Genomic DNA, 11390 nt, shown 5'->3' with positions numbered 1-11390 from the left:
CGCAAACTGGCAGTAACGGTTATCAGTGGCTAGGAGGTCGCGTGAGCGACAAAGGCGGATTCGGGTTCGACCCCGACGAGTTCGATCGGGTGATCAGAGAGGGAACCGAGGGCCTGCGCGACGCTTTCGAGCGCATCGGCAGGTTCGTCGGCGGCCCTGGCACCAAGACAGGGTGGTCGGCGATCTTCGAGGACCTGTCCCGGCGCAGCCGTCCGGAGCCGGAGACAACCGGCGAGGCCGGTGACGGCGTGTGGGCCATCTACACGGTCGACGACGACGGCGCCGCCCGCGTCGAGCAGGTGTACGCCACCGAGCTCGATGCCCTGCGCGCCAACAAGAACAACACCGACCCCAAACGCAAGGTCCGGTTCCTGCCATACGGCATCGCTGTCAGCGTCCTCGACGATCCTGCGGAGGACACGGCGTAATCGGCCAATGCGGCCTATTCTCTGCAGATTGTGGCCGCAACCTCCGCCGTTTGCCCTACCTGCGGCTCCGAGCCGCGCGCGGGTGCCCGGTTTTGTGATGCGTGCGGCTCGCCGCTGACGGTCGTCGTCAAACCGGCCGAATACAAGCAGGTGACGGTCTTGTTCGCCGACGTTGTCCGATCTATGGACATCGCGGCGGCACTGGGCGCCGAGCGGCTGCGCGAGGTGATGACCGAGCTGGTGGACCGGTCGTCCGCCGTGGTGCAGCGCTATGCGGGCACCGTGGACAAATTCACCGGGGACGGCATCATGGCGCTGTTCGGTGCCCCGGTCGCTCTGGAAGACCACGCGTTCCGGGCCTGTCTGGCGGCCATGGACATCCAGCAGGTGGTGCGCGGCCTGGCCGCGGAGGTTCGCGAACGCGACGGCATCGACCTGCGGCTGCGGATCGGCCTGAACTCGGGGCAGGTGATCACCGGCGAAGTCGGCGCCACGCACCTCGGCTACACCGCGGTCGGCGCACATGTGGGCATGGCCCAACGAATGGAATCGGCGGCGCCACCCGGCGGGGTGATGCTCACCGAATCCACCGCACGGCTGGTCGAAGACCGGGTGGTGCTCGCCGACCGGGAGATCGTCCACATCAAGGGTGTCGCCACCGGCGTGCCCGCGCGTCAATTGCTGGCCGCCGACCTCGAGTACCGGCGCAAGGTCCGGTACCAGTCCCGCTTGGTTGGACGCGAAACCGAGAAGAACATCATCGCCGAGCTGTTGGATCGGTCGCTGGGTGGTCAGGGCGCGATCATCACGGTGACCGGGCGACCGGGCGTAGGCAAGACCAGATTGGTCCGCGAGTCGGTCGTGACAGCGGCCGGCCGGGGGTTCGAGGTATTCACCACACACTGTCAATCACACACCAAAGACATTCCGTTCCATGCCATCTCACGGTTGTTGCGCGCTGTGTTCAGCGTGCGTGACGTCGGCGCGGAAGCGGCCCGGGCGCGGGTCCACGGCAAAATCCCCGAGGCCAGCGACGACGATCGGGTGTTGCTCGACGACCTGCTCGGTATCCGGGAGGACGGCATCCCGTTGCCCGACATCAGCCCGGACGCCCAGCGCCGTCGGCTGGGCGAGCTGATCAGGACAATGGCGGCGCGACGGGTGGAACCGGTCGTCTACGTCGTCGAGGACGCGCACTGGATCGACAGCGTCAGCGAATCGATGCTTGCCGAATTCGCGGCGATGGTGCCCCGCATGCGGGCGGTGCTGCTCGTCGCCTACCGGCCGGAGTATTCGGGTGCCCTGTCCAAGCTCCCCGGCTCCTGCCCGTTGGACATTGCGCCACTAGATGATTCGCAGAGCGCCGCGCTGATCAGGGGTCTGTTGGGTGACGATCCCTCGGTCCGGCGGTTGTTGGACGTCATCGCCGACCGGGCGGCGGGCATCCCGTTCGCCGCCGAAGAGATCGTTCGGGACCTGGCCGAGCGGGGCGAGCTGGAGGGCGCTCCCGGCGCCTACGTATGCCGTCGTGAGGTGAGCGACATCCACGTTCCCGCCAGCCTGCAAGCGATCATCGGCGCCCGCATCGACCGGCTTCCGGTGACGGCGAAACGTACCCTGAACGCCGCGGCGGTGATTGGTGCGCAATTTGACTCGGAGCTGCTGCAGAACCTGCTGGATTCGATCGACATTGCGCCGTTGATCGAGGCCTATCTCGTCGAACAGATCGGATACACGCCGCGGGCAACCTATGCCTTCAGCCACCCCTTGATTCACGCGGTGGCATACGAGTCGCAACTGAAATCCGGGCGCTCCGAGCTGCACCGGCGCGTCGCCGCGGTGATGCAGCGGACCCGCGGTGGATTCACCGGTCAGGAGGCCGCTATCGTCGCCGTCCAGTACGCGGCGGCCGGTGACCTGCAGGACGCGTACGACTGGCACATGCAGGCGGCGACCTGGTACGGCGCCCGCGACATCCGGGCCGCCCGGGAGAGCTGGCAACAGGCGGTCACCGTCGCCGACCAGATTTCCGGTGCCGGGCAGGACGTGCTGGCCATGCGAATCGCACCGCGAGCCTTGCTGTGCGGCAGCGCTTTTCAGGTTGGCGGAACCCCTTCAGAGACCGGCTTCGCGGAACTGCGTGAGCTCACCACCGCCGCCGGTGACAAGCGATCACTTGCCCTGGGTATGGCCGGCCACCTCACCACGCTGGTTTTCAACTCCCACCACTTCAAGGCCGCCGACATGGCCTCCGAGTTCGCCACGCTGGTCGAGTCAATCGGTGATCCGGCGATGACGGTCGGGTTGTTTTACGCTGCGGCACAGGCTAAGTGGGAAGCCGGCCACGCAACGGAAGCCCTGACCTTGGCCCAGCGGGTCATCGACCTCGCCGACGGTAACCCCACCATGGGCGACTTCATCATCGGTTCCCCGCTGGCCTGGGCACTCACCGTGCGCGGAGCCGCCGGCATGTTCCTGGGGCGTCCGGGCTGGCGCAATGACCTCGAGGAGGGCATCTCGCTGGCCAAGAATGTCGACAAAGCAGCCAAACCCTTTGTTCAACTGTACAAATACCAGGCCGGTCTGCAGAACGGAGCCGTGCTGCTCAGTTCGCACGACGTGGCGCACACCGAAGCGGCGCTGGAAATCGCGCAGAGCTCCGGCAACAACGTCGCACTCACCTATGCGCTGTTGAACCGGGCAATGACATTGCTGCACACCGACTCCGGCCCGGACGGGCTGAACTGTCTCAACGAGGCGCGCCAGATGCTGGTGGACCAGCAGCTCACCACGACGCTGCAAAGGACATCGGACATTGAAATGGCGCGCCAGCGCGCCGGATCGGGCGACCTCGACGGCGCGATCGCCTTGGCCGCCTCGGTGCTGAACCAGCAATTCGACTGCGGCGAAATGATTTTCCGGGGACCGGCGACGACGGTGCTGGTCGAGGCCCTGCTGGCGCGCGGCGGCAATACCGATCTCGACGCTGCGCAGCGCGCCGTCGACCGGCTGGCGGACGTGCCTACCGACCCGGGGTTCGTGCCACACGAACTTGCCGTGCTGCGCCTGGGGGCACTGCTGGCACGGGCGCGCGGCGACGAGGCCGGCTACCGGGAGTCGGTGCGGCGGTTCGGCGTCCGGGCGCGCCGGGCCGGTTTCGAGGGCTGTGTGGCGCAGGCCGAAGCGATGGCCTGAGCCGTCCTAGCCCCTAGCCCTAGCCCTAGCCCTGCTCGACGACGTTGCCGTTGCCGAGCTTGGAGATCTTCGGCGAGCCGGTGTGGTAGGTGACCTTGTTGTTCAGGCCGCTGGCCTCGATCTCGTCGGCCGAATCGACGGTGATGACATTCTGCAGCCCCGACACGGTGACGTTCGCGCAGTGGCCGGTGAGTACCACCGTGTTGGAGATCCCGCTGACGGTGACGCTGATCCCGCCGTCGCAGGCCAGCGTCCTGCTTTCGTTGATGCCCGAGACGATCACCGGCTGCGCCGCGGGCGCGGTGACCGACGGCGACGGCGACGAGCTGGGCACATGGGTCTTGACGGTAGACGGTGCGCGGCCGCTCGGCGTCGGCAACGCCGACGTGGTCTCGGTGGGTGACTCGACCACCAGGTCGCCGTGGGAGAACTGGCGGGCCGCGTAGGCGGCGATGCCGCCGACCAGCAGCAGCACGCTGAGCACGCCGACTCCGGCCAGAATCCAGAACCAGCGCATGCCCGAAGAAGACCGGGGTGTGGCGCCGGGGTAGGGGCTCTCGTAACCGTAGGACGGCGGCGCCAGATTCGGCGACATCGGTGGCGGGGTCATGCCCGACCCCGCCGGCGGCGGCACCGGGCCGGGCGGGGGTGGCGGGTAGTTGTAATTGGCGCCCTGCCCCAATTCGCTTGCGTGCGCCTGGTTGGACAGCGGCTGCTCCAGCTCCCGAATGCGGGCTTCCGGGTCGTCCTCGGGGTTCATGGTGGAATGCTCCCACATGGGTGAGCCGGGCGAATAGGCTCTGCACGTGCCTGAGTTGCCGAATCGCCAGATCCTGTTGCGCCGCCGTCCCTCCGGGCTCGTTCAGCCCGACGACACCGAGCTGGTCACCCGGCCGGCACCCGAACCCGCCCACGGAGAGGCGTTGCTGCGCACCACCTACGTTGGCCTCGATGCCGCCGTTCGGACCTGGCTGGACGACCAGCCCAGCTACCTGCCGCCGGTGCAGCTGGGTGAGGTCATCCGGGCCGCCGGAATCGGCCAGGTGGTCGAATCACGCTGTGACGCCTACGCGGTCGGCGACATCGTCACCACGCTGACCGGTTTCCAGGAGTACGTGATCATCCGCGACGACATATTCAGCACGCCCATCCCGGGCGAGACCGACCAGTTGGCGATCATGTCGGTGTATGGGCCCACCGGCGCCACCGCCTATTTCGGGATGACCGACATCGGCCGGCCCCAGCCGGGCGAGACGGTGGTGGTCTCGGCGGCGGCGGGCGCCACCGGGTCGGTGGCCGGCCAGATCGCCAAGGTCGCCGGGGCCCGGGTGGTCGGGATCGCCGGCGGTCCGGAGAAATGCCGGGCGGTGGTCGAAGACTTCGGGTTCGATGCGTGCATCGACTACAAGAACGAAGACGTGGCGGCCGGCCTCAGACAGCACTGCCCCAAGCGCGTCGACGTCTACTTCGACAATGTCGGCGGGCCGATCCTCGACGCCGTCTTGGGCAGGCTGGCGCCGAAGGCGCGGGTCGTGCTGTGCGGCGTCATCTCCAGCTACCTCACCGGCGAGCACCCGGGACCGTCGAACTACGTCAACCTGTTGTCCAAAACCGCGAGCATGCAAGGATTCAACGCGCTCGACCAGTGGGGCCGCTTCGACGAGGCGTTCGCCAACCTGCGCCAGTGGGAAGCCGAGGGCCGGCTGCGGCATCGGCAGACGATCTACGACGGGATCGAGTCGTGCGTCGATGCCCTCAACGGCTTGTTCACCGGGGCCAACATCGGCAAGACCTTGGTGAAGGTCAGCGACGCGACCTGAAAGCGTCGCGCCGCACCGTATCTCATGGAGCTACCGCGATGGACTTGGCGTCCAGGTAGCCGTCGATGCCCTCGGGGCCCAGCTCGCGACCGTAACCGCTGGCCTTGACACCACCGAACGGCGCGAACGGGTCCATGGTGTAGCCCTGGTTGATCCCGAGCGTGCCGGTGCGCACCCGCGCCGCGATCCGCAGTGCCCGGTCGGTGTCGGCGGACCACACGGACCCGGCCAGGCCGTAGTCGCTGTCGTTGGCGATCGCCACCGCCTCGTCCTCGTCCCGGTAGGGGATCACGGTCAGCACGGGGCCGAAGATCTCCTCGCGCGCGATCGTCATGTTGTTGTCGGCGTCGGCGAACAAGGTGGGCCGGACGTACCAGCCGCGGTCGAGACCGTCGGGCAGTTCGGTGCCGCCGAGCACCCGCCGGGCGCCGTCGCGCTCACCGATCCGGATGTAGTCCAGGACGCGCTGCTGCTGGCGGTGCGAGACCAGCGGACCCATCTGGGTGCCGGGGTCGGTCGGATCCCCGACCCGGATGGCGCTCATCTCGGCGGCCAGCGCGTCGGTGTACTCGTCGTGGCGACGCTGCGGCACCAGCAGGCGGGTCAGGGCGTTGCAGATCTGTCCGCTGTTGGACAGGCTGGCCGATCGCACCCCGGCGGCGACCTGCTGCGGTTCGGTGTCGTCGAGGATGATCGCGGCCGATTTTCCGCCCAGCTCCAGACCGACCCGGGTGAGGTTGGCGGCGCACGCCGCGGCGACGGCCCGGCCCGCGGCACTCGACCCGGTGAAGGAGACCTTGTCCACCCCGGGATGTCCGACCAGCAGTTCACCGACGGCGCGGTCCCCGGGCAACACGGTCACCACACCCGGCGGGAGATCCACCTGGTCCAGCAGCTCCGCCAACAGCAGGGCGTCCAAGGGGGATTCGGGCGCGGGCTTGATCAGCACGGTGCAACCGGCCAGCAGCGCGGGAACCAGCTTGCCGGCGATGAGGAACTGCGGCATGTTCCACGGCACGATCGCGGCGACCACGCCGACCGGTTCCTTGCGGATCTGCACGTCCGCCCCGAAGAAGCCGGGCCTCGTCTCCTGCCAGGGGTGCCGTTCGGCCAGATCGCAGAAGGCACGCATCATCATTGCGGGCAGGCCCACCTGCGCACGCTTGGCGAAGGTGATCGGTGCGCCGATCTCGGTGGTGATGGTGTCGGCCATCTGCTTGCGGTGCTGGTCGTAGACGTCGGCCAGGCGGCGGACCGCCGCGATGCGCTCGGCCGGTTCGGTGCGGCCCCAGGGCCCGGTTTCCAGTGCGGCACGCGCGGCGTCGACGGCCGCGTCCACATCGTCCGGGCTTGCGGCCGTGACTTCGGCGACCGGTTGCTCGGTGTGCGGCGAAACGACTTCGAAAACTTGCCCCGTCAGGCTTTGCGCCATCCCGGCCTCCGATCGGCAATCTCAACTACTTGTGATTAGGTTTTCGAGCATATACCGTCGGCTGCGACGGGACTGGACAGGAGCGAGCATGGCGCGATTCCCCAAGCCGGCTGAGGGTAGCTGGACGCAGCATTACCCCGAACTGGGCACCGGTCCGGTGTCCTACGAGGACTCGATCAGCCCCGAGATCTACCAGCTCGAGCGCGAAGCCATCTTCAAGCGGGCCTGGCTCAACGTGGCACGGATCGAACAGCTACCCCGCAAGGGCAGTTACCTGACCCGCGAGCTCAAGGTGGTCAACACCTCGATCATCCTGGTGCGCAACGGATCCGGGGAGATCAACGCGTTCCACAATGTGTGCCGGCATCGCGGCAACAAACTGGTGTGGAACGACATGCCCCTTGAAGAGGCCAGCGGAGTGTGCCGGCAGTTCACCTGCAAGTACCACGCCTGGCGTTATGACCTGGACGGCAACCTGACTTTCGTGCAGCAGGAAGAGGAATTCTTCGATCTCGACAAGAGCCGCTACGGCCTGGTCCCGGTGCACTGCGAGGTTTGGGAAGGTTTTGTCTTCGTCAACTTCGCCAAGCAGCCCGAACAATCGCTACGGGAATTCCTCGGGCCGATGATCACCGACCTGGAGGGCTATCCATTCGACAGGATGACCTCGCGCTGGCACTACCGCTCCGAGGTGAAGGCGAACTGGAAGCTCTACATGGATGCGTTCCAGGAGTTTTATCACGCGCCGGTGTTGCATGCGAACCAGTCGCCGACCGCCTATTCCAAGGCGGCCGCCGAGGCCGGGTTCGAGGCGCCACACTATCGCCTCGACGGGCCGCACCGACTGGTCAGCACCTCGGGTGTGCGGGCCTGGGAAATGGCGGCCGAGATGCGCAAGCCGATCGAGGACATCTGCCAGAGCGGACTGTTCGGGCCGTGGGACAAACCGGATCTGGGACCGATGCCCGAGGGGCTCAACCCGGCGAAATGCGATCCCTGGGGCCTGGATTCGTTCCAGCTGTTCCCCAACTTCGTCCTGCTGTTCTGGGGCCAGGGCTGGTATCTGACCTACCACTACTGGCCGACGTCGTATAACACCCACCTGTTCGAGGGCACGCTGTACTTCCCGCAACCGCGCACCCCGCGGGAGCGGGTGGCCCAGGAGCTGGCCGCCGTGTCGTTCAAGGAATACGGGCTGCAGGACGCCAACACCCTGGAGGCCACCCAGTCCATGATCGAATCCCAGGTGCTCGACCAATTCCTGCTCTGCGACCAGGAGATCCTGATTCGTCACCTGCACAAGGAGACCGCGGCTTGGATCGAGGACTACCGGCAGCGCACCGGGGCAGGAGTGTGATGACCGTGCTGCCAACCGAATTCGCCGATCTGGAACCATTCTCGGACTGGTGCCTGCCGACCGAGCCGCAGCGCTACGCCAAACGGCTGTCGAGTTCGATGGCCGAGATGAAGGCGTTCTACGACGCGATCACCCCACGCGCCGAGGAAGCACTTGCCTACTGCGACAAGTTCGCGCTGGACGACCTGCCCGAAGACGTCCTGAACCTCATGCATCTGCTGTATTCGATGATCATGGTGTCGTTTCCGATGGAGTGCTGGAAGCAGCCCCGGGTGCCCGACTCTGGCGCGGCCACCCTGGACTGTGTGTCCGAGCCGGTTCCGTGACCACGACCATCCTGCGTGCGGCCCGGTGGGCCGACGTGGTTGCGGGCGAGGTTCATTCGCCGGCGGTGGTGGTGGTCGAAGACGAACGCATCACCGCCGTCAATCCCGAACAGGCGCAGCCGGATTCGGCGACGGTCGTCGACCTCGGCGACGTCACGTTGCTTCCCGGGCTGATGGATATGGAGCTCAACCTGTTCATCGGCGGGCCGGGCGGGCCGGAAGGGCTGCCGGCGCCGATGCACGGCGTGCAGGACGATCCCGCGTACCGCACACTGCGGGCCGCGGTCAATGCGCGCACCACCCTGGACGCCGGCTTCACCACGGTGCGCAACCTGGGGCTGATGGTCAAGACCGGTGGCTATCTGCTCGATGTCGCGCTGCAGCGCGCCGTGGACCAGGGTTGGCACGTCGGGCCCCGCATCTATCCGGCTGGCCATGCCGTAACCCCGTACGGCGGGCACCTGGACCCGACGGTGTTTCAGCGGTTGGCGCCCGGGATCATGCCGTTGTCGGTCGCCGAGGGGATCGCCAACGGCGTGCCCGACGTTATCGCCTGTGTTCGCTACCAGATTCGCCACGGCGCCAAGCTGATCAAGGTGTCGGCCTCGGGCGGGGTCATGTCGCACAGCACCGCACCCGGCTCCCAGCAGTACTCCGATGCGGAGTTCGCCGCGATCGCCGACGAAGCGCACCGCGCCGGGGTGCGGGTGGCCGCGCACGCCGTCGGTGACACCGCGATCCAGGCCTGCATCCGAGCCGGCATCGATTGCATCGAACACGGTTTTCTCGCCAGTGACGACACCATCCAGATGATGGCCGATCACGGCACGTTCCTGGTCTCGACCACGTACCTGACCGAGGCGATGGCGATCGACCGGATCGCGCCGGAACTGCGCAAAAAGGCCGAAGAGGTCTTCCCCCGGGCAAAAGCCATGCTGCCCAAGGCGATTGCGGCGGGCGTACGCATCGCGTGTGGCACCGACGCACCGGCGATCCCGCACGGCCAGAACGCCCGCGAGCTGCTGGCCCTGGTCGACCGCGGCATGACCCCGATGCAGGCGATCCGGGCCGCCACCGTGGTGGCCGCCGAACTGATCGACGCCGACGACGAGTTGGGCCGGCTGGCCCCCGGCTACCTGGCCGACATCATCGCCGTACCGGGCGATCCATCCCGAGACATCGGCACCACCCTCGAGGTGGCCTTTGTCATGAAGAACGGGCGAATCCATAAGATTCCGGCGGGCGTCGGCTGATGGCAGGAGCCGACATCGAACTCACCGACAACATCCTGTGGCTGCTCAAGCAGGCCTTCTACTACTCGCTGACGACGATCAACGAGGCCATGAGCACGCACGGGGTCAGTACCGCTCAAATCGGCGTGCTCCGGCAGCTGGCCAACGAACCCGGGCTGTCCGGTGCCGAACTGGCCCGCCGGTTGCTGATCAGCCCGCAAGGTGTTCAGCTCGCGCTGACGTCGCTGGAGCGACGAGGCCTCGTCAAGAGAAAGAAGAACCCGGCGCACGGCCGCATCCTGCAGGCCTACCTCACCGAGGAAGGGCGCAAGGTCGCTGCGACCGTGGTCAGCGACGCGGTGGAAGCCCACGAGCGGGTCTTTGGCGTACTCAGCCCCGCGGAGCAGGAGACGCTGCGCGAGTTGCTGGGCCGCGTGGTGGAGAAGGGCACCGGCCACCAACTCTTCGCCGATCACGTCGAGGAACGGGATATTCTCTAGTACTTGATAATCGTCACAAGTACTTGATACTCTCGGGACGATGTCAGAATCGCCGGCTTTGTCATGTGTGGACGCCGCACAGGTCACCATCGACCTGGACGGGCGCACCACCGCGGTGTCCTACTCGCAGGGTGACACCCTGCTGCAGACTGCGCGGATGGCGGGGCTCTCGCCGCCGTCGTCCTGCGAAGTAGGTTCCTGCGGAACGTGTATGGCGCGATTGACCGAGGGTGGCGCGCGGATGCTGAACAACGACGCCCTCGAGGCGGACGAGGTGGCCGAGGGCTGGGTCCTGACCTGTCAGGCACTGCCTACCACCCCGACGGTGCGGGTGGTTTACGAGTGAGCAGGGTGGCCCGCAGGGTGGCGGTGGTAACCGGGGGCGCCTCGGGCATCGGTGAAGCCACCTGCCACGAGCTGGGCCGGCGCGGTCACCGGGTCGCCGTGCTCGATATCAACGAGGATGCGGCGCAACGGGTTACCGATGACCTGCGAGCAGACGGGATCACCGCGACCGGCGTCGGTGCGGACGTCACCGATCGGGTGGCCGTCGAGCAGGCATTCGCCAAGATCCGCACCGAACTCGGACCTGTCTCAGTCCTGGTGACAAGCGCCGGGCTCTTCGGTTTCGCGCCGTTTCTGGAGATCACGACGCAGGACTGGGCCCGAATCGTCGACGTCAACCTCACCGGTACGTTCCATTGCTGCCAGGTCGCGCTGCCGGACATGCTGGCCGCCAATTGGGGCCGGATTGTGTTGATCTCGTCGTCCAGCGCGCAACGGGGGTCACCGTTCGCCGCGCACTATGCCGCGGCCAAGGGCGCGGTGCTGACCCTGACCAAGTCGCTGGGCCGCGAGTACGCCGCCCGGGGCATCACCGTCAACACCATTCCGCCCTCGGGCATCGAGACACCCATGCAGCACCAGTCGCAAGCGGCCGGTTACCTGCCGCCCAACGAACAGATCGCGAGCAATATCCCGGTCGGCTACCTCGGCACCGGTGCCGACATCGCCGCGGCGGTCGGATTTCTGTGTTCGGACGAGGCCCGATTCATCACCGGTCAGGTCATCGGGGTCAACGGCGGATCGGTGCTATGAGT

At 66.9% G+C, this 11390-nt stretch carries 10 protein-coding genes and 1 pseudogene; 9 read left to right on the top strand and 2 right to left on the bottom strand.

The genetic code is table 11. The features are described from left to right. Positions 1 to 41: 41 nt before the first annotated feature. Positions 42 to 428: an Rv0313 family protein gene (locus A5645_RS18405; protein ID WP_065037256.1), complete on the top strand. Its 387-nt coding sequence runs from the start codon at positions 42 to 44 to the stop codon at positions 426 to 428. Between the two features lie 30 nt (positions 429 to 458). Next, complete coding sequence (locus A5645_RS18400; protein ID WP_081288430.1) at positions 459 to 3623, top strand: adenylate/guanylate cyclase domain-containing protein; 3165 nt, start codon at positions 459 to 461, stop codon at positions 3621 to 3623. 25 nt (positions 3624 to 3648) lie between these two features. Here the strand turns inward: A5645_RS18400 and A5645_RS18395 are convergent, their stop codons facing one another. Next, positions 3649 to 4383 carry a DUF3060 domain-containing protein gene (locus A5645_RS18395; RefSeq protein WP_065130612.1) on the bottom strand — a complete coding sequence of 245 codons (735 nt, stop codon included), beginning with the start codon at positions 4381 to 4383 and terminating at the stop codon, positions 3649 to 3651. Between the two features lie 46 nt (positions 4384 to 4429). Between A5645_RS18395 and A5645_RS18390 the strand changes: the two genes are divergently transcribed. After that, a complete protein-coding gene (locus tag A5645_RS18390) occupies positions 4430 to 5443 on the top strand; it encodes an NADP-dependent oxidoreductase (protein WP_065130590.1) in 1014 nt (337 codons plus the stop codon). Positions 5444 to 5465: 22 nt separating this feature from the next. On the opposite strand, the gene A5645_RS18385 is transcribed toward A5645_RS18390, so the two are convergent. Continuing rightward, positions 5466 to 6875: an aldehyde dehydrogenase gene (locus tag A5645_RS18385; protein ID WP_065037254.1), complete on the bottom strand. Its 1410-nt coding sequence runs from the start codon at positions 6873 to 6875 to the stop codon at positions 5466 to 5468. Positions 6876 to 6963: 88 nt separating this feature from the next. On the opposite strand from A5645_RS18385, the gene A5645_RS18380 reads away from it, so the two are divergent. The 6 genes and pseudogenes from A5645_RS18380 (at position 6964) to A5645_RS18355 (ending at position 11388) form a co-directional block, all read left to right on the top strand. After that, the gene (locus tag A5645_RS18380; RefSeq protein ID WP_065037253.1) at positions 6964 to 8232 is read left to right on the top strand and encodes an aromatic ring-hydroxylating oxygenase subunit alpha; all 1269 of its coding nucleotides are present in this window, start codon (positions 6964 to 6966) and stop codon (positions 8230 to 8232) included. Beyond that, positions 8232 to 8558: a hypothetical protein gene (locus A5645_RS18375; protein WP_065037252.1), complete on the top strand. Its 327-nt coding sequence runs from the start codon at positions 8232 to 8234 to the stop codon at positions 8556 to 8558. The genes A5645_RS18380 and A5645_RS18375 overlap by 1 nt, the downstream gene beginning before the upstream one ends. Further along, on the top strand, positions 8555 to 9811 hold the full coding sequence (locus A5645_RS18370) for a metal-dependent hydrolase family protein (RefSeq protein ID WP_065130589.1): 1257 nt from the start codon (positions 8555 to 8557) through the stop codon (positions 9809 to 9811). The genes A5645_RS18375 and A5645_RS18370 overlap by 4 nt, the downstream gene beginning before the upstream one ends. A gap of 14 nt (positions 9812 to 9825) precedes the next feature. Further along, the gene (locus A5645_RS18365) at positions 9826 to 10290 is read left to right on the top strand and encodes a MarR family winged helix-turn-helix transcriptional regulator (RefSeq protein ID WP_065037264.1); all 465 of its coding nucleotides are present in this window, start codon (positions 9826 to 9828) and stop codon (positions 10288 to 10290) included. A gap of 76 nt (positions 10291 to 10366) precedes the next feature. Next, positions 10367 to 10636 (top strand): annotated as a pseudogene (locus tag A5645_RS18360) (2Fe-2S iron-sulfur cluster-binding protein); the annotation flags it as partial. 5 nt (positions 10637 to 10641) lie between these two features. Further along, positions 10642 to 11388, top strand: a complete 747-nt coding sequence (locus tag A5645_RS18355) for an SDR family NAD(P)-dependent oxidoreductase (RefSeq protein ID WP_065037263.1) — start codon at positions 10642 to 10644, stop codon at positions 11386 to 11388. Positions 11389 to 11390 lie beyond the last annotated feature (2 nt).

It is taken from the genome of Mycobacterium asiaticum (genome assembly GCF_001673635.1).
Taxonomy (GTDB): domain Bacteria; phylum Actinomycetota; class Actinomycetes; order Mycobacteriales; family Mycobacteriaceae; genus Mycobacterium; species Mycobacterium asiaticum_C.
Note: the sequence above shows the minus strand (reverse complement) of the source record. Positions and strands in the feature narration are given on the sequence as shown.